This window comes from Bradyrhizobium sp. USDA 372 (genome assembly GCF_053629095.1).
The window spans coordinates 435,209-451,930 of record NZ_JBRJHR010000001.1; the positions used below are offsets into that span (position 1 = coordinate 435,209).

The 16,722-nt window shown below is 63.2% G+C and carries 18 protein-coding genes and 1 tRNA gene; 11 read left to right on the forward strand and 8 right to left on the reverse strand.

The window, feature by feature from the left end; genetic code table 11:
* Nucleotides 1-245 precede the first annotated feature (245 nt).
* The 4 genes from AB7M16_RS02085 (at nt 246) to AB7M16_RS02100 (ending at nt 2,982) form a co-directional block, all read left to right on the forward strand.
* Nucleotides 246-321: transfer RNA gene (locus tag AB7M16_RS02085), tRNA-Lys, on the forward strand.
* A gap of 324 nt (nt 322-645) precedes the next feature.
* The gene (locus AB7M16_RS02090) at nt 646-801 is read left to right on the forward strand and encodes a hypothetical protein (RefSeq protein ID WP_453943011.1); all 156 of its coding nucleotides are present in this window, start codon (nt 646-648) and stop codon (nt 799-801) included.
* Between the two features lie 1,572 nt (nt 802-2,373).
* A complete protein-coding gene (locus AB7M16_RS02095; protein WP_453943012.1) occupies nt 2,374-2,568 on the forward strand; it encodes a hypothetical protein in 195 nt (64 codons plus the stop codon).
* A 255-nt stretch (nt 2,569-2,823) separates the two neighbouring features.
* Nucleotides 2,824-2,982 carry a hypothetical protein gene (locus AB7M16_RS02100; RefSeq protein WP_164936882.1) on the forward strand — a complete coding sequence of 53 codons (159 nt, stop codon included), beginning with the start codon at nt 2,824-2,826 and terminating at the stop codon, nt 2,980-2,982.
* 551 nt (nt 2,983-3,533) lie between these two features.
* Here AB7M16_RS02100 and AB7M16_RS02105 read toward each other — a convergent pair.
* Nucleotides 3,534-4,910, reverse strand: coding sequence for a DUF6056 family protein (locus tag AB7M16_RS02105; RefSeq protein ID WP_453943013.1), 1,377 nt, complete (start codon nt 4,908-4,910; stop codon nt 3,534-3,536).
* A 231-nt stretch (nt 4,911-5,141) separates the two neighbouring features.
* Here AB7M16_RS02105 and AB7M16_RS02110 point away from each other — a divergent pair, with 231 nt between their 5' ends.
* Together AB7M16_RS02110 and AB7M16_RS02115 are read left to right on the forward strand one after the other, a co-directional pair.
* On the forward strand, nt 5,142-5,372 hold the full coding sequence (locus AB7M16_RS02110; RefSeq protein WP_453943014.1) for a type II toxin-antitoxin system HicB family antitoxin: 231 nt from the start codon (nt 5,142-5,144) through the stop codon (nt 5,370-5,372).
* Between the two features lie 153 nt (nt 5,373-5,525).
* Complete coding sequence (locus AB7M16_RS02115; RefSeq protein ID WP_260379231.1) at nt 5,526-5,696, forward strand: hypothetical protein; 171 nt, start codon at nt 5,526-5,528, stop codon at nt 5,694-5,696.
* 12 nt (nt 5,697-5,708) lie between these two features.
* On the opposite strand, the gene AB7M16_RS02120 is transcribed toward AB7M16_RS02115, so the two are convergent.
* The gene (locus AB7M16_RS02120) at nt 5,709-6,371 is read right to left on the reverse strand and encodes a hypothetical protein (protein WP_453943015.1); all 663 of its coding nucleotides are present in this window, start codon (nt 6,369-6,371) and stop codon (nt 5,709-5,711) included.
* Between the two features lie 1,259 nt (nt 6,372-7,630).
* On the reverse strand, nt 7,631-10,738 hold the full coding sequence (locus AB7M16_RS02125) for a DEAD/DEAH box helicase (protein ID WP_453947115.1): 3,108 nt from the start codon (nt 10,736-10,738) through the stop codon (nt 7,631-7,633).
* Nucleotides 10,739-11,250: 512 nt separating this feature from the next.
* Between AB7M16_RS02125 and AB7M16_RS02130 the strand changes: the two genes are divergently transcribed.
* Both AB7M16_RS02130 and AB7M16_RS02135 read left to right on the forward strand, forming a co-directional pair.
* Nucleotides 11,251-11,490 (forward strand): hypothetical protein, encoded by a 240-nt coding sequence (locus AB7M16_RS02130; RefSeq protein WP_172783734.1) that lies wholly within the window; start codon nt 11,251-11,253, stop codon nt 11,488-11,490.
* A gap of 193 nt (nt 11,491-11,683) precedes the next feature.
* The gene (locus AB7M16_RS02135; protein ID WP_306557883.1) at nt 11,684-11,929 is read left to right on the forward strand and encodes a hypothetical protein; all 246 of its coding nucleotides are present in this window, start codon (nt 11,684-11,686) and stop codon (nt 11,927-11,929) included.
* 4 nt (nt 11,930-11,933) lie between these two features.
* Here the strand turns inward: AB7M16_RS02135 and AB7M16_RS02140 are convergent, their stop codons facing one another.
* Nucleotides 11,934-12,326 carry an NUDIX hydrolase gene (locus tag AB7M16_RS02140; protein ID WP_172783732.1) on the reverse strand — a complete coding sequence of 131 codons (393 nt, stop codon included), beginning with the start codon at nt 12,324-12,326 and terminating at the stop codon, nt 11,934-11,936.
* Between the two features lie 134 nt (nt 12,327-12,460).
* Entirely contained in the window at nt 12,461-13,540 is a 1,080-nt protein-coding gene (locus tag AB7M16_RS02145) for an AI-2E family transporter (RefSeq protein WP_373569495.1), read from the reverse strand.
* A gap of 229 nt (nt 13,541-13,769) precedes the next feature.
* Here AB7M16_RS02145 and AB7M16_RS02150 point away from each other — a divergent pair, with 229 nt between their 5' ends.
* Nucleotides 13,770-13,997 (forward strand): hypothetical protein, encoded by a 228-nt coding sequence (locus AB7M16_RS02150; RefSeq protein ID WP_172783730.1) that lies wholly within the window; start codon nt 13,770-13,772, stop codon nt 13,995-13,997.
* Nucleotides 13,998-14,099: 102 nt separating this feature from the next.
* Nucleotides 14,100-14,402, forward strand: a complete 303-nt coding sequence (locus AB7M16_RS02155; protein ID WP_027575377.1) for a hypothetical protein — start codon at nt 14,100-14,102, stop codon at nt 14,400-14,402.
* Nucleotides 14,403-14,427: 25 nt separating this feature from the next.
* On the opposite strand, the gene AB7M16_RS02160 is transcribed toward AB7M16_RS02155, so the two are convergent.
* From AB7M16_RS02160 to AB7M16_RS02170, 3 genes are all read right to left on the reverse strand, one after another.
* Nucleotides 14,428-14,841 carry a hypothetical protein gene (locus tag AB7M16_RS02160; protein ID WP_453943016.1) on the reverse strand — a complete coding sequence of 138 codons (414 nt, stop codon included), beginning with the start codon at nt 14,839-14,841 and terminating at the stop codon, nt 14,428-14,430.
* Between the two features lie 153 nt (nt 14,842-14,994).
* Nucleotides 14,995-15,210: a hypothetical protein gene (locus AB7M16_RS02165; RefSeq protein WP_172783826.1), complete on the reverse strand. Its 216-nt coding sequence runs from the start codon at nt 15,208-15,210 to the stop codon at nt 14,995-14,997.
* A 292-nt stretch (nt 15,211-15,502) separates the two neighbouring features.
* Nucleotides 15,503-15,796 (reverse strand): hypothetical protein, encoded by a 294-nt coding sequence (locus tag AB7M16_RS02170; RefSeq protein WP_212257141.1) that lies wholly within the window; start codon nt 15,794-15,796, stop codon nt 15,503-15,505.
* A 189-nt stretch (nt 15,797-15,985) separates the two neighbouring features.
* On the opposite strand from AB7M16_RS02170, the gene AB7M16_RS02175 reads away from it, so the two are divergent.
* On the forward strand, nt 15,986-16,573 hold the full coding sequence (locus tag AB7M16_RS02175) for a formyltransferase family protein (RefSeq protein ID WP_172783727.1): 588 nt from the start codon (nt 15,986-15,988) through the stop codon (nt 16,571-16,573).
* The last annotated feature ends 149 nt before the right edge of the window (nt 16,574-16,722 follow it).

Genomic DNA, 16,722 nt, shown 5'->3' on the forward strand with positions numbered 1-16,722 from the left:
TGAGTTGAGAATTTTGGCCTAAGCGACGGATAGCCCAAGCAAATCCCAGCTCCTGCCGCGATCTTCGGCAGCCACCCGCACTATTGACCTCCGCTGCCACTCCCCCTACACAGCCCGTGCCGAAGGCATGATCCGGAAACAACCGGTTTTCCCCGCAACGCGATTTTCAGCGAAGCGGCAAGACATGCCTCTCGAATGTCCGAAGACGATGGCGATCTCTTAATCTTAGCCATCAGCGGCCATGGGAGCGCGTAGCTCAGCCGGTAGAGCACGTGACTTTTAATCACGGGGTCCTGGGTTCGAGCCCCAGCGCGCTCACCAAACTTAGCCGCAATTTAAAGCTTGTCGCGTTCGCTGGTCAGGTCGCCGTCGCCGCCGTGTTGTTCGTTGTCATCTGCTGGAGCGCGCGCGTGAAGCGACGCCGTTCGCAATCAAATGAAGAAGGGCCGTCGTCGTGACGGCACTTCTTCACAGCCACGACAGCAAGTAGCGCGAGGAGGGATTGCGCCGTGTGCTGGTCTACTGGCTTCTGGTTCAGCGCATTCACGGCCGCGTGTACGAAGCCATTTTAGGCGCACAACGAAGCGAACCTGAAACAATGCAATCCGATGCTGTGATCGTAACGCCCGTTGAAGGGAGAGTGGAATGCGTAGCCTGATTATCGGTGCGGCACTCATCGCGCTGGCAACCATCGGATGTTCCACGTTTATCTCGGCCGCCCTTTCCGCAGCACGGGATGCAAAGGCCGCAACATTCTCGGAACGGTTCGCGCCGGCAGTGACGGTTCTCCCGAGCGGCTAGCCGCCAGCGTGAACCGGCGAGCCGATGGCGACGGCCTCAATGGGGAGCTTTGCCTTCGCGGTTAAGGAGCTGTAGTCGTCGTTCTAGCTCTTGCTTCTTCGCCGCAAGCCTCTCCGCCAGAACATCGTTGACCAGGGTGTGCAGTCGCCACAGCTCTTCGAGACACATGCTCTCAATGGGCTTCCGATCCATGAATCCCCCGACTCACGTATCGCGCAAGGTTAGCGCCAAGAAAGAGACGGTGCCACTTTTTCCCGAAACGATTCACATATGCGATTGAAGCTACAAAGATGAATGCCGCTCCTGTGAGTGCTGAGCAAACCGGGAGCATGCTTCATTGACTGACGAGGTTCCGTCGCAAAGCCGATTTTTCATTCGAATGGGAGGCAAAGGTTGGATGGTCTACGATCGAGAACGCAAGGGCCCAGCACTGATCGGGACCGACATGGCGGCCAATCTGACCAAGGAGCGAGCTGAGCAATTGCTACGTCTGCTGATGCCCTCGCGCGTCGAGAGGCCACCTGCGACGAATGACAGTGGCCCGCCAGCGTGAACCGGCGGTCCCAATGGTTGCGGTCTCCTTTCTCGCCAGCCGCAATCGAACGTGTTCACCGGCCGTCGTTCGCGTTGCCGCACCTGAGGCCCTCCTGGATTCATCCCGGTTCTTCGCATTCGAGTTGGGGCTGGTTCTGCACCCCTAGGAAATTTAATTTCTGGTCGGTATCTTTTGAGACACCCCGCTCGAATGTTTGAGCAGACGATATCCCCCGGCGTGCCAGACTGAATGGTGCGTCGGGCGGCCCCGGTGTGTCCGCAGCCAGCCCCGCGACGCTCGGGGCCGTTCCTTTGGATTCACATTTGTTGATGCAGGAACATCCTCCAGGACGAACCATGTCGTTACCGGGGCTGGCAAATTTTATCTCGGATCTATTGTAACCCGGTAGGGCCGCTGTTCCAGAGCAGCGGCCCTTGTTCTTGAAGCGTGAACCGGGGGGCCGCGCCTAGCGCCTCTTCGGTCGATCGGTTTCTGCTGATCGCGATTTAGGTTTGGCACTCTTGCGAATCGTCGGGGGCGGCTTGCCCTCGGGACTTTGCCTCTCTTGCTTTTGCTCGGCCGCGAATACGCGCGAGCGCAGATCTTGCAATTCGGAAAGCCCGGAAGCGAGCTCGTCGAAACGCTGTTTCAGAACAGCGGTGCGATCGCAAGTGCTCATAGTACGCCCCCTCCGTCACCCCGAGCCGACCGAGATAACAGGGAAAACCATGCAATCGAGAAATGCACTCGCGAGCAGCCAGTTCCAGTGGAAAGTGTTGCGCGGTTGTCGCAGGTCGCGCGATGCGAATTGCTTGGAGACACGGGCTTTGCGCGTGGGATCGTAGATCGGGCGTAGCGCCCCATGACGGCCCCGACCGTGGGGGCTTTTGGGGTGTGGAGGCCGGGGCCGCTGGAGGTGCTTGACCTTTTTGGGGAAGGCCAAAGCCAGCGAAGACTAGGAAAGTTTGGCAATCACGTCTGTTCGCTTTCGAACATTGGCTGTACGTTCCGTTTGCGCAGAACGGAGCGAATTGCCGATGAAGGATTATCTGGCGCAGATCGAGAAACTCCGCAAAGATGCGGCCGAATGCGCCCTGATCCGCGACTTGGCTACCGATCCAGCCAAGCGCGAAGTGTTCGACCGGCTTGCGTGCCACCTCACGGTCCTTGCTGACCAGGTTGAAATGGCGCTGCTTGAGCGGAAGACCGGGACTAACCCGTCTTCACCTTAGAGGCGCGCGCCGCTGATCCCGTGCCAGACTGGCGCAGTCATGGCCAAGTGATTCATGGCCAAGAGATTTATGGCCAAGAGATTTATGGCCAAGTGATTTGGTGCCTCCAGCCTTCGGAGTTGCAGTTGCAGTCGGCATGCTGAGCTAAGCTCCAAACGTTGCCATTGCACCGCTGATCCAGCTGAGCATAGGAACGTTTCGACCGGCGGTGAGTCCTACAAGCGCAATCCATCCCGCTTCCTCGTGGATCGAACGATGGAAAAAGCACTCGCCTATGCCATCTCGGCGGCCCTCGTGGGCTTCGGTCTCTTGATCTTTTTCGCCGGTCTATCTTCCAGTTCGCCCGCTTTATGGACAATCGTCGCGCTGGTCCCGATCACGATCGGGATCGTGAGCGCCTTTGGTCCTGTGTGACTGGATGTGGAAATCGGTCGTTTAGGTCAGCGCGTCTGTATTTTCCGAATCGGCAACTCGTGTTCGCTCTCTCGTAGTTCCCAACCGCTGGTGACGCGCGTGAGCCATTTCGTCTCGATGCTTCTGCTTGCGACGGCCCTGATCTTGACGTTGTGCTTCGGAGTGGCAGCCTGGCGCCTCTCGGCAGACAAAGAGGCCGACATCACCGCCACGATTTCGCATCAGGAATACGGTTGGAGGCCAAGGCCCAGCAACTGAAACTTCGATTGCGACGACAGTCCACCAATCCAATCGCGCTCACCGTTGTTACCTGGCTGCGCGCTTCCAACTCGGCGCTATAAGCCCGTCAGCGTGAACTTCGGATCACGTTACCGCGCTACCTGCCAACTGCTTTGCTTGACGTGCCTTCAGCTTTCCGGCGCCGCCACCACGGCCGGCATGCTCAACGGCGCCCCTCCGACCGAAACCGGCCCCAGAGACTTCAGCTCCCGCATCTAGGGATTCATCCAAACCTCATCGCGCTTTAGGCTTGGCCGTCGCCGTGGCAGCCCTCATTCCGAGGGTGCTTCAACGACGATAAAATCGGTCTTCCCAAAATATCTGGCGACGCATCCCTTGTTCACCATCACGTCGGCTATCAGCAAGAGGGTCGGTTTCCATCTGTGCTGAGCCACGATCACGACCGAGTCAGGTGTCGTGGAGAGGCGTTTGTGGCGCGCGACCGTCTCACGCCAGTAGGGATAGAGGCTCGATGCCTCGGCATACACAAGACGGCCCGTCCTGCCGAGCAGGAGTGAGGCCGCCATGACGACGGCCAGGGCAAGCGGCAACGCCGTCGAATTGAGCGGTAGAAGCACGCCCCTCCTGGAAAGCAATTGCTCAAGCTCTTGGCGATAGGTCCGGACCAACAGTGAAACGCTCAGTCCCGAACCGAAGAGCAGCAGAATCAGCGCCTGATTTTGCGCTCGCTCGACCAGGCGAATACCTGTCGAGTAGTAGTGAACAAAATACTCGAAATAGCAGCATCCAAGACAGAGGATCATCAGGCCGGGCGCCAGCAGCCGCGCGCGGGGATGATCGGGCCGGTCCGGTAGGGGGGCAGCAAGCGTCAATGCGCCGACGGCAACCAGCCAGGCGATCACCCCGGGGTCGCGCAGGAATCGCCCCAGCTGCGTAAGACCAAAGCGGAACGCCTCGAGCAGCGAATGGCCGAACAGGCCGGCATTTGTCATCTGCGACATGCGGGAGCCATTGCCGCTTGCCGTCACGACAATTGTCCAACCTGCCAAGGCGGCGACAGCGATGAGCAGATGGCAACCGATCTGCATTCTCCGCTCCAACATGCGACGCGCGAACGCGGAGCCGATGAGAATGGCGACGATCCACGGGGTCGTAAACTCGTTGCACAATCCCGCAATGAAGGCCCCGACAGCCATCCAGATAATCGCAGACGCCGAAAAATCGGCCTCGTTGTCCAGTGCGCGAACGCATTCCCCGAGGATCAGGATGCAGATGATCGCCGGCGGAACGTAACACGCGACCCCCGGAAGCCAGTAGAGCAGTTCGCTTACACTCGGCGAAGCACCGATGATTGCGGCGGCGAAGGCGATGCCGAGAAATAGCGAGGGCAACCCGCGAAGTCGCGGCCACGCGCGCCAAATGGCGATCATGCAGCCGATGACGAACAGGATCACGCCTGTCATCATTGTCAGGGAGTATGCAAAAAGGAGGCTTACGCCCGTCGCCTGCGCGATGATCGCGGGCACTTCGATGAGAACATAGGGGAGGACGCGTCCGCCCAACTCCCCGTATAATCGCATCAGCGAAACGTACAGCCCCTCTTCAACATATCGGTATGAGAAGCAGAAGTCGTCGTGTTGCGGGTCCGCAAATGCGCCCAACGCTATGAAAAAGAGCGCGAAAAGCATGGGGACGACGCCGGCAACGACCCATGGCCAACGAACCCGATCACGTAGCCGCCCCATAATCGCTCCCAAGTTCGACCCAAATTTACCGAAGAATTGCAGTCATCGCTAGATGCAACGTCCAGGGTGAGGAAGCGGCTTTCATGACCGCGGCCTCAGCACGTGGGGTGGGTTGAGCCCTTTGCGAAATCCATCGCTCGTGACTGCTGGGCGTTTCTGCGAGATTGAGACCAGATGGGCGAGCGTGCGCACTACAAGATCATCATCGAGCCGCTGTCGGAGGAAGACGGCGGCGGCATTGTTGCGACCGTGCCCGACCTTCCCGGCTGCATGTCCGACGGTGCCACCGAATTCGAAGCGGTGCAGAACGTGCAGGATGCAATCGCGTGTTGGATTGAAGCTGCCGAGGAAGATCATCGCCCGATCCCCCTCCCTTCACATTTGCGACGCGCGGCGGCCGGTTAGTTCCTATGAAAAACGCATCTGCGGGACGCTGCGCCCTGCCAGTACGGCAAGACGTTCTGAGCTAGCTAGCCCTCGCCCAGCCTTCACTAGCCTCACAAAATCCGCTGACAACCCGCCGGAAACGTGTACGCTCCCCAAAACCGGAGGAACGGCATGTTTGAAATCAACGGTTTCGACACGGCGGGCGTCGTCAGTCTCAAGCGGTCGTCACTTGCCGCCGCGCTCAAGAAGGCCAGGGAACTGGTCGAGGACGGGTGCTGGGACGTTCAGGTCGTCGATCCCACAGGCCTGGTCTACACCTCGTTCGAGGAGCAAGCCGCCTAGCGCGACCAGTCCTCAGCTCTCCGGAGCCGCCACCGTAGCCGGCACGCTCAACGGCGCCCCTCCGATCGACACCGGCCCCAGAGGCTTCGGCTCCCGCACCATCCGTTTGCGCATCGCGGCGGAGAGTCCGTAGCGCGCATTCGCTCGTCGAATGGACGACGTGACGTCCGACATCATCACATTCTGCAGGGAGTCGACCTTGGCGATCAGCGTCGACAGCTGCGACGAGATCTTCTTCACGTCGACCCGCTCGTCCGTGATGCTCTGCCGCAGCGACAGCAGCACCAGTGAATCCTGCTGCAACAAGGCCGCATTCTGCTGCAGGGCCTGGTTGTTCTCCTGCAGCGAAGCCGTGTGCTGCTGCTGCGCCGACTGGATCTCTCTCAAGACGGCAACGACCGGATCCGGCTTCGGCGCCGGCGCCTCCTGCCGCGGCAGCAGTTCAGCCAGGCTGGCAACATTCAGTGACGGCAGGCCGGAGGGCGACGTATAGATCGCCGCTGCGCCGTTGATGGCCAGGGCACATACCGCCAGCGGCAGCACCGTTTTGCGGCGGGGCCTGATCGGCGGCGTTGGCGCTTCCGGGCGTGCTTGTTCATGCGCGCCTGCTGCGGCTGCAAGGGCGACGGCGTCGAGCTCTTCGGCGAAGCTTGGCGTTTCGAAGGACGTGGTCACGTTCTTGACCTCAATGAGCGAGCGACAGGAAGCCGTCGCCGGAACGTCCTCGCGACGCCTCCCTTACGCAGCACCCATCGACACAACTGTCTAAAATTGTGAGCTTTTCGGATTAATTCCACGTTAGCGGCCCGGCCGGCAGACGGCCCGGCGCCCCGGCCGATTACGGATCTGTGCACGGTGCCCGTACGACCACCGCCCATCGCCAATCGAGCAGGAGCAACGCGGCGGCCAGACCGTACAACGGATTTTCCGAAGTTGGCGTAATACCACTGTTTTGCCCGACGGGTCAAACGGAGGCACGTCGTCGAGACACGCGGCGTGACGTAGAGCCGCCCCACTGGTCGCGTTCCGCCGATGCAGAGCCGAGCCTTATGGTAGAAGCACTTAGCTACTGTGCATGGGGTTGTTTTCGCATTTTGAGGCGCTCTCCGCCTCGTCCAGCCCTCCGAACAGCTCCTCCATCCGCCGAATGGCGCTTCGCGCACCGGGCTTGTGATCGGGCGCGATGCGCCGAGCCTGTCTGTTCGCCCTTCGCTCGCAGATTACAAACCTGGCCCTGTCGGGCTCGTAACGCGTTTGGGCGACACGGTCGTTCGTCGCTCGACCCGGGCCTTGGCATCCAGCACCTTGTCTCCAGCCCGTGCGGCTCGCGGCCGATTGACCTGGTCCGAAAGGCTCGAGCCTCTCCCTGACAGACCAACTGCATTGGCGCTTCCTTGAGCCTGTGTTGCCGGCCGGAATCTGTTTTGGGACAACGCCGAACCAGTGGCCTTTTGATCCTCATTGCTCGTGCCGCTCCCGATCGCGCCGATCGGCAGGCCATTTTGAGCGTGACCAGCCCCGGCATTTCTCGCGGCCTGAGCTGCCGCCCGCGACTTCGCGGGCGTTGCCGGCTGAACGTTCGGATTGGTCGGCTCGCTGTTGGTGCCCAGATCTCCGGGCGCGGTGTCCTTCGTCCCCATCCCTGGAGGCGCTGAGGGACCGGCATTGCCCGCACTCGTCCCCATTCCAGAAGGTGCCGAGCCGCCAGCGCTACCTGGTCCCGTTCCCATGCCCGCTCCTGCGGGCCCGGCATTTGCGCCGCCCGCTTGCGCCAGAGCCAACAGACATGAGCTTGCGACAATCGCGACAATGACCGGAGGAATGGCATGTGACATCGGACAATCTCCTTCGCCACGCCCAAATTAACTATAATGGTGGAACAGGGCTTCCGCTACGAATTCGCAGCTGTCCGCGCTGACGAACGCGCGAGCCCCTCACCCCTCGTCCAGCAGCTCGAACAGCTCCTCCACCCGCTCGAACGGCGCCTCCTGCGTTTTGGCGTGATAAACGACGCGGTCGCCATCCCGCTGCAGCGACTTGCCCCGCGACTTCCGCAAGCGTCCTGGCAGGAACGTCGCGGCCGCAGCTTCTGGGCCGACGTCGAGGCGGATGATGCCGCGTCGTTTGCATTCGATCCTGAGCTTGGCCGCGGCGAAGAAGTCGCGAGCCACTTTCGGCAAAGGTCCGAAGCGGCGGGAGGTCTCCTCCTCGAGGTCGTCGAGATCGTCCTCGTCGTTGCATCGTGCGGCGCGGGCATAGAGCTCGAGCCGCACCGGCTCGGACTGCACATAGCTCTCGGGCAGCATGTCCCCGACCGGCAGGTTGAGGTCGGGCACCCACAGTGCAGCCTGCTGCTCGTCGGTCTTCTCCGAAGCCATTTTCAGGAGGTGGCTGTAGAGCACCGGCCCGAATACCTGGACGTGGCCGGATTGCTGTTCAGAGAACAAGTCGCCCGCGCCTCGCAGATCCAGGTCGCGCTCGCTGATGGCAAAGCCGGCGCCCGGCCGGCTGAACTCCTCGAGCACGGCGAGGCGCTTCTCGGATTGTCCGGACTCCGTCTCGGTCAGCAGATGCGCGAAGGCGCGGATGCCGCCGCGGCCGACGCGTCCGCGCAGCTGGTGCAGCTGGGCAAGGCCGAACTTTTCCGGCCAGCACACCACGATGGTGTTGGCGCGGGGAATGTCGAGGCCGCTCTCGACGATGTTGGTCGCGAGCAGGACGTCGGCATGGCCTTCGACGAAGCTCATCATGCGGTCATCGATCTCGTCGGCCGCCAGCCTGCCATGCAGGCAGACGATGCGAAGGTCCGGTGCGACGGCCCGCACCCGCGCCAGCATGGGATCGAGATCCTGGATGCGCGGGCAGATCAGGAAACTCTGGCCGTGGCGGCGTTGCTCGCGCAGCAGCGCCGAGGCGATGGCCGCATCCGACAGCGGCGCGATCCGGGTCGCCACCGGAAGCCGGTGCACCGGAGGCGAGGCGATCACGCTGAGATCGCGGAAGCCGGCAAGACCGGCGGCCAGCGTGCGCGGGATCGGCGTCGCGCTCATCATCAGCACGTGGACGTTCTTGGCGAGCCCTGCGAGCTTGGCCTTCTCCGCTGCGCCAAAATGCTGCTCCTCGTCGACGATGACGAGGCCGAGATCGTCGAACCTGACGTCCTTGCCGGTGAGCGCCTGCGTGCCGATCACGACCTTGATCCGGCCGCTGCGCAGGCCCTCCTTGGTCTCCCGCAGCGCCGCGCCCGAGGTCGCGCGCGACAGGTTGCCGACCTCGATGCCGAACGGCGCAAAGCGCTTCTGGAACGTTGCGACGTGCTGGCGGGCCAGCACCGTCGTCGGCACCGCGACCGCCACCTGCTTGCCCGACAGCACCACGGCGGCCGCGGCGCGCAGCGCGACCTCGGTCTTGCCGAAGCCGACGTCGCCGCAGATCACCCGGTCCATCGGATGGCCGGACGCGAGATCGTCCAGCACGTCCCGGATCGCCTGGGCCTGGTCGATGGTCGTGAAGTAAGGGAAACGCGCGACGAACTTCTCGTAGGCCGATCCCGGCGGCACCAGCTTTTCGCCGCGCCGCCGCCGGCGCTGGCTGATGTGCTTGGCGAGCGCCTTGCCCGCGATCTGGATCTCGCGCTCGGCCTCGCTGCGGCGCGCCCACCATGTGCTGCCGTCCGCCTTGTCGAGCGAAAGCCTGCCGAGCTCGGCCGCGTAGGGCCACATCAAGGCGAGATCGGGCGGCGGCACCAGCACCGCATTGTCGCCGGCGAACTTGAGGCGGATCATCTCGCGCATGGCGCCGCCGCCGGTGTTGACCGTCTGCAGGCCGTCGAGCACGGCAAGGCCGCGCTGGAGATGAACGACCACCGTGCCCTGCTCCGGCGCATCGGCATGGTCGAAGGCCGCGCTCCAGGCGCGCGCCATCGGCTGCGGATGATGCGCGCGGCTGCCGAGCACGTCGGACGCCGTCACCACGACCAGAGGCTTCTTCCCCGGCACGACGAAGCCGGCATCGAGATCGGCGAGCAGCGCCGCCTCGCCACCCCGACCGCGCGCCGCCTCCTCCCAGTCTTCGCAGCGCTCCGCCTTGACGCCGCTCATCCGCTCCATCACGCGCAGATCGTCCTCGTGCGCGGCGATCAGGATCAGCCGCGACCCGGCCCGGCGCGTCTCCTCGACGAAGCCGCGCAACGCCTTCCGGGAGGATGTCAGCTTCGAAAACTCCGGGATGGCCTGGAACGGCGCCGTCCGCGGCAGCACCTTCATCCCCTTGGAGAGCCGTTTCCAATCGCTCCGCCCGAGATATTCGCGCTGCCGCTCGCTGCGGGGCGCGGCCTCCTCGATCGTATCGAGCCATCCGTCGGCGTGCGAGGGGACGCTTGCATCGGCGATCCATTTGGCGCCCGCGCAATAGTCGAACAGGCTCCCGCGCTTGCCGCCTTTGCCGGCAAGGCCGAGCCGCTCCGACATGGGATCGACCAGCAGCTCCCTGGTCTCGAAGATGATCCTGTGCTCATGCGGGTCGAACGCCACGATCCGTTTGATCGTGTGCTGGGAATGCTCGATCCGGAACGGCCCCAGCGCGCCCGCCGGAAATATCTCGAAGGTCTGGCCGTGGAACAGCGCCCCGCCCGGGTAGTCCGGCTCATCGTCGAGATCGTAACCGAGGGATTCGAGGCGGGACTCGAGGTCGTGCTCGGAGAAGGTGCCGCCGACCTTCAAGCTCAGGCTCAGGCGCGACAGGCTGGCCGGCGGCGGCATGCGCTCCATCACCGCTTCCGCCGTCGATACGAGAAACACCGGCTTCTTGGATTTCGCGAGGCGCCTGAGCACGGAGGCTCTGCGCCCCGCAAGCTCATGCGACGGCTCCAGCTGATCGAACGGCAACGTGTTGAGGCGCGGAAACACCAGCACCTCGCAGGAGGGCTCGAGTGCGTGAATGACGCTGCCGAGCCGCTCCGCCCTGTTCTCGCTCTCGGCGAGAAAGACGATGCCGCTGCGTCCGGACTGCTTCCATTGCGCAAGCAGATGAAGGGCCATCATGCCGAGAGGCGACGAAGACGAGATCGTGGCGCGCTGCGATCCTTTGCTCCTCTTCGGCGGCTTCTTGGTCACGCCTGCCTTCTTGGAAAGCCTCACTTGATCCCGCTTCTGCTCTTGAATCGCCGCAAACTGAACGCGAGCCGCCTTGATCCTCGAATCGGCAGCTCGCCGCCATGCATATGGGATTTGCCCTGCGAACGCACCCCTCCCCGGCAACGTTCGAGACGGCGGCCCGATCCCGACGATCTGGCTCTTGGTCGGGAGAATGGAGGCACGAAAAAGCCCCAGCGCTTGGAGCCACGCTGGGGCGTTTCGTTCAAAATGAATCGGTTAAGCAATGACGTCTTCATAGCAGCGGTTTCACCGCGCGCTTGTGAACTGGTTCACACGCCCATGAGAGTTCCAAGACCGGCCGATCAGACCACTCCGACCTTCCGGAACGGGCTACCGCATCGCCCGGTTTGAGCGCGCGCCCGCCGCGCGCTAGGATGTCCGCTTTGACGGAGGCTCATTTGAAACCATTCATTTTCATCAGCGCCGTCGCGCTGCTCGCGACGGTCCCCGCCCACGCACAGCCGCTGGTCGATCCGAACAAGGTCGCTCCCGAATACCGCGAGGCCGCCGAGAAGCGCCGGGCCGAGCAGCTGCGTCAGCGCGAATGCGCGTTGAAGGCCGATCTCGAGAAGGTGCTGCCGAGGGATCGCACCGCCTTTCTCAACCATTGCCTGGAGACGATGGCGGCCAAGCAATAACGGCTGGCCAACTGTTCCAACCGGCGTCGTCCGCGACGGGCAAATGGCGCGGCAGCGCGATGTCTGCCGGCAGCCTGCCACGACGGCATTCAAGCTTTCTTCAGACATTTCGGATCAGCTGACGATCCATCTTCAAAGTGATTGTCATCCGCGCATGAGTTCAGTCCAGATTCAGTGCACGCGGTGCAAGAACGTGTTTCGCGATCGCGCCGGGCGGTTGCAGGACGGCTATTCCAGGCAATGTCCGAGCTGCGAAGTCGTGCTGTTCTTCGCCGAGGATTCTCAACATCCCTTCATCAAGCGGGCGATGCGCAGTGCGCGCCAGGTCCGCAAGGAGATGCGGGAGCTCCAGGCCGCGAAGCTGACGGCCCCCGAGCCGCAGGTGGCGCAGTCGCGGAGATTCGCCGGGCGGACGCGATCGGCGACGCGCGAGGACTAGCAGCTCAGCTTCGCCGCCGCTTGCGGGGAAACAGGCGGTCGCGGATGTAGCGCGAGGTCGCCGTCAGGCGGATGCCGCGGGGCTTCTGCCAGGCGGCGCGGTCGATCTCCTTCTTGTCGCCGATCGCGAGCCTGCCCTTGGCGGACTTGGCGATGAAGATCGCGTCGCTCATCTTGCGGCCGGAGCGTTTGTTCCTCGTCTTCACTTCCTTCCAGAGGCTGATCCTGCCGAGCTTCAGCTTGGGCAGCTCCTCCTTGATCTCCCGCCGCAGGCAGTCCTTCTCCGACTCGCGCGCTCGCTTGCGGCCGCCCGGAAACATCCACAGGCCGTCCGACCGGCGTCTGACCAACAATACCTTGCCGCGCCTGGCGGCGACCAGCTTGGAAGACTTCGCCATTGCTGCCGTTGTCGAAAACAGAATCGACCCAATGGTAACTTGTCTAGTCGAACAGACAAGTTAGCGGCGCGCCTTGATCACAGGCCGCGAGCTATCCGGCATGGGGCGGCTGACACCGCGCTGGCGGGGCGAGATCAACCCTTCCCCGGCTCCGCCCGGTCCTCGGTCCTGATCCAGGCCATCATCATTTCCCAGGCCACCGACAGGATGATCGGTCCGATGAACAGTCCGACGATGCCGTGGGCCAGCGTGCCGCCGATGACGCCGACGAAGATCACGATGGTCGGGGTTGTCAGGCCACGGCCCATGACGAGCGGCTTCAGCATGGTGTCGATGAAGCCGACCAGCACGAAGAACACGGTGAGCAGCAGCGCCGTGGTGACGTCCTTTGCGGTCCAGATCCAGATGATGACAGGCAGCAGCACCAGGAAAGCACCGATCTGCACGATCGAGAGCAGCAGCACGATGAAGGCAAGAAGGCCCGCGCTCGGCACCGAGGCGAGCTTGAAGCCGATGCCGGCGAGCAGCGCCTGCACGATCGCGACGCCGATCACGCCCTGCGCCACGGCGCGGATGGTCGCACCGGCCAGCGAGAGGAAATGCTCGCTCTGCTCCGGCACGATCCGAAACAGGAAGCCGCGGCCGGCGGCGACCAGGCGCGGCCCATGCGGAAACAGGAAGCCCGCCACGAACACCGAGACGAGAAACTGGAGCGTGCCGACGCCGGCATCGCCCGCGAGCGAGAGCAGCGGGCCGGCCAGCGGCTGGAGATACGGCGCCACCTCGCGCACCACCGCCCGAACGTTGTTGTAGGCCTGGTCCCAGAGCTCGTAGAGCCAGGGGCCGACCAGCGGCCAGGACTTGAGCTGCTCCGGGGCCGATTGGAGTACGAGGTCGCCGGTGCCGAGCTGGTGCGCCAGCTCACGCACGCCGTCCACCGCGCTGATGCCGAGCCAGGTCGCCGGACCGATGACGATGCCCAGCGTGATCAGGGTCAGGATCGCGGCTGCGGTCTTGGGCCGGCCGCCCAGGATCTTGGCAACCCAGCTGAACGCCGGATAGAACGCGACCGCCAGCACGCCGCTCCAGGCCAGGATCGGCACGAAGGGGCGGATGATCAGGAAGGTCCAGATGATCAGCAGAGCCAGCAGGCCGAGCCGGATCACGAGCTGGATGACGTCCTCTCCCGTCAGCAGCTGACGGAGGCTTTTCACGGGCACAGCTTTCCTTGCGGCATAAACGCAACTTCCGCGGTTGCGGGCTCAGCCGTTATTGCCAGCAACGCATCTGGCGTCAAGACGACCGGCTGCCGGATACCGCATCGGCCGCACTCCAACCCGCCTTGGCTAACGCCCATTAACCGGATTTCCCGGCGCCGGTTTACGCCGCTGAAAACGCTGGTGACTACCTTCCATTCGCAGTCACCGAAACGCATTCCGGACCATGGCCAACAGCATCTGGACGATCGAAGAATTCACCTGTGCGAGTTGCGGCATGAACTACACCGCGACCAAAGAGGAGCATAGTGAGGCCCACAGCGGCAGCTTCAAATGCGGCATCTGCAACGGCGTCGTGCACGCCTGGTCCGGCAAGCATCATTTCTTCGGCTGGCAGGCCGTGAAGACGAAGCCGCCCGTGTTCGGGAGGCGCTGGGCCGGCATCGAGTGGTAAGCCGCCCGCGGTGAGCTGGATCGGCCGAATTGCACCGGCGCCGTTTGGACTCCGTTCACCGATCGCGGCTAGATCAGGACGGACCCCTCCGCTTCGGACACCATGGCCGACCTCAACGCCGTCCTGACCAGGCTCAACGACCGTCTGCTCCGCCTCGAGGGCGAGCTGTTCGTGCTGCGCTCGCTGGCGCGCGCGACCTTGACCGCGGGCGACGACCATGCGGCACGCATGCGCAAGCTGGTCGAGGCCGCAAAAGTCGCGCTCGACGACGAGGCCAAGCGCCCTCTCGACAAGCCCACGCGCAAATATGTCGATGCGGCGACCGCACTGGTGGAGGAGCTATTGGTCGAGCCGACGCCGGCGCGGCCGCTGTTCACGGTCATCGATGGTGGCCGGCGCGACTAAGCTCGCCCCTTACCAGGGCGACGGATTATCGGCCGTACAAGCCAGGCGCGTGGGCGTTGTTCGGGAAGCATTGTCCGCGCGAATAGTTGTAATCGAAGCCGGGCGGGCAAAGTTCGCCGCGTCGTCCGTAGTGTTCGGGAGCGCCATAAGCACCGGGCGCATGCGCCCCGTTTGGATAGCAACGGCCGTTCGTGTAATTGTAATCGTAGCCGCGCGGACAGAGCTCGCCGCCGTAACGGGGCCCGGGATCGCGGGTATAGACACCCGGCGCGTGATGCTCGTTGGGATAGCAGCGGCCGTTCGAGTGGTTGAAATCATAGCCGCGCGGACATTGTCCGCCGGGACCGCCTCTGAATTGAACTTGCTCCACCGTGGGCACCGTCGATGCTGCAGGCACGGTTGCGAATGCAAGCAGGCCGGCCAGCGCAAGCTCGATCATGACGATTCCTCCAAATCACTGGGACAAGCCTCTCAGGTTCGCGTCCCACGAAACGACTTGGCCATTGAGACTTGGCCGGCCTGAACCCTGCATGAACCGGGCTCGGGCTGCGACAATGCGTCAGCGCCGAATCCAGTGCACGATGCAGACTTTCTAGCTCGTGGAATTCTCCGCCTTGAGCCGGCTGAGCCCCGCCTCGATGATCGCGATTTCCTCGTTGATCTGGCCGATCGGCAGGCTGAAATCATAGCCGGACCGGCTCTTCAGATCGACTGCGAGCCGCTGCCTGTGCATCATCAGCTCGTCGAGTCCACGACGGTTCTTCAGACGCACATAGGCGTCGACGATCTGCTCGATCGCGTTCGGCATGAAATCTGTCCCGGCGAAACGGCCCGGCGGCGCGCCCACGCCGGCGGACGATTTCAGTGTCGCGGTACGCAATACAAATCCGCGACGGATTCGTCGATACGCCAAGCTGGTTGAGATCGTGTTACCGTTCGATGATTTCGTGATGCGTAGCATGAAAAGGCCGCCGGCGGTGACGCCAGCGGCCAAAGCCGGGTTCGAAAACGGATGCGGGTTGAAATGTCGCCAGCCCCGGTTGGCGCACTCTATCAGCCAATCCGAGATATCTCTGTTAAGAACGAAACACAGGAACCCGTCACGTGCTCTCGTCGATGACGCAGAAATAGGTGCGCGGCAATTTTCGATAGGCCCGGTAACGATAGTACGGCCGGTAGGCGTAGCCGCGATAGAGCGCAGGCGGCTCCTCGCCGTAATAGGCGCCATGATAGAAATTGATCACTGGACCCTGCGCGCAACGGTAGGCGTCCCAAGCCGGCCCTATTGATGGCGCGACCCCGGTCTCGGGCGGGACCGCCGGGTAAGGCCCGCCAGCTTGGGCCGAAGTGGCCGCCATCAGTGTCGCGACGACGAAAAAACCGATGCTGCGCATGCGCTCGCTCCCAAGCCGGTGTCATGCCCGGATGGAAGCACCGGACAGCTCGACCGCGCAATCCCAGAGTTCACGCAACCGGCGCCTGGCGCATTGTTGATAACCCTCGCAAACGTTGCGCGGGTGGTGACAGGGCGTGCGGACGTGTTATCGGGGGATGTACGCAGTTGCGAGACGGATCGGACACCCATGCGCATTACCCTCGTCGGCTCCCGCCATTTCGGCGTGACCACCCTGAACATGCTTCGGGAGCACAGCGTCTCGGTCGTCCGGGTCGTGGTGGCCGACGCCGACGACCGCCTCGCCGCGGCAGCCAAGGCGGCGGGCATCGAGGTGGAGGTGCAAGCCAATCCCAAGCTGGTGGTCGCCTCCGAGATCGCCCCTGACACCGATCTGATCATCACCGCACACAGCCATGCCAGGATCGGCAAGGATGCGCTCGCCGCCGCCAGGTTCGGCGGGATCGGCTATCATCCCTCGCTGCTGCCGCGCCACCGCGGCAAGGCCGCGGTGGAATGGACCATCAAGGAAGGCGACCCGATCGCCGGCGGCACGATCTACCATCTCGCCGACCGCATGGACGCCGGCGCAATCGCCGCCCAGGACTGGTGCTTCGTCAAGAAGGGCGAGACCGCACGGGAGCTTTGGGAGCGCGCGCTGGCGCCGCTCGGGCTCAAGCTGCTGGCCGACGTGATCGACTACGCCAAGGTTCACAAAGCGCTGCCCGCCAAGGCCCAGGACGAGCAGTTCGCGACCTCCGCGCCGAGCCTCTCCTAGGCCAAGCTCCCTGAGTCAGGTTTTCCCGAGTCGTCCTGACGTTTACCCTTAACGTGAGGGGCCTCTGATTCCACTTCGGAAATCGAAGCCAAAAGGGCAATAAACCATTGTTCCCACAGGAACAATTTTCGTTTTGGCATCGCAACAAA

Excerpts from the sequence above, each read along its gene's own strand:
- AB7M16_RS02105 (WP_453943013.1), bottom strand. The coding sequence starts at position 4,910 with ATGCTTTTCGCGCTCTTTTTCATAGCGTTGGGCGCATTTGCGGACCCG.
- AB7M16_RS02110 (WP_453943014.1), top strand. The coding sequence starts at position 5,142 with ATGGGCGAGCGTGCGCACTACAAGATCATCATCGAGCCGCTGTCGGAG.
- AB7M16_RS02160 (WP_453943016.1), bottom strand. The coding sequence starts at position 14,841 with ATGATCGAGCTTGCGCTGGCCGGCCTGCTTGCATTCGCAACCGTGCCT.
- AB7M16_RS02090 (WP_453943011.1), top strand. The coding sequence starts at position 646 with ATGCGTAGCCTGATTATCGGTGCGGCACTCATCGCGCTGGCAACCATC.
- AB7M16_RS02165 (WP_172783826.1), bottom strand. The coding sequence starts at position 15,210 with ATGCCGAACGCGATCGAGCAGATCGTCGACGCCTATGTGCGTCTGAAG.
- AB7M16_RS02100 (WP_164936882.1), top strand. The coding sequence starts at position 2,824 with ATGGAAAAAGCACTCGCCTATGCCATCTCGGCGGCCCTCGTGGGCTTC.
- AB7M16_RS02170 (WP_212257141.1), bottom strand. The coding sequence starts at position 15,796 with ATGCGCAGCATCGGTTTTTTCGTCGTCGCGACACTGATGGCGGCCACT.
- AB7M16_RS02140 (WP_172783732.1), bottom strand. The coding sequence starts at position 12,326 with ATGGCGAAGTCTTCCAAGCTGGTCGCCGCCAGGCGCGGCAAGGTATTG.
- AB7M16_RS02115 (WP_260379231.1), top strand. The coding sequence starts at position 5,526 with ATGTTTGAAATCAACGGTTTCGACACGGCGGGCGTCGTCAGTCTCAAG.
- AB7M16_RS02150 (WP_172783730.1), top strand. The coding sequence starts at position 13,770 with ATGGCCAACAGCATCTGGACGATCGAAGAATTCACCTGTGCGAGTTGC.
- AB7M16_RS02175 (WP_172783727.1), top strand. The coding sequence starts at position 15,986 with ATGCGCATTACCCTCGTCGGCTCCCGCCATTTCGGCGTGACCACCCTG.
- AB7M16_RS02095 (WP_453943012.1), top strand. The coding sequence starts at position 2,374 with ATGAAGGATTATCTGGCGCAGATCGAGAAACTCCGCAAAGATGCGGCC.
- AB7M16_RS02155 (WP_027575377.1), top strand. The coding sequence starts at position 14,100 with ATGGCCGACCTCAACGCCGTCCTGACCAGGCTCAACGACCGTCTGCTC.
- AB7M16_RS02125 (WP_453947115.1), bottom strand. The coding sequence starts at position 10,738 with ATGATGGCCCTTCATCTGCTTGCGCAATGGAAGCAGTCCGGACGCAGC.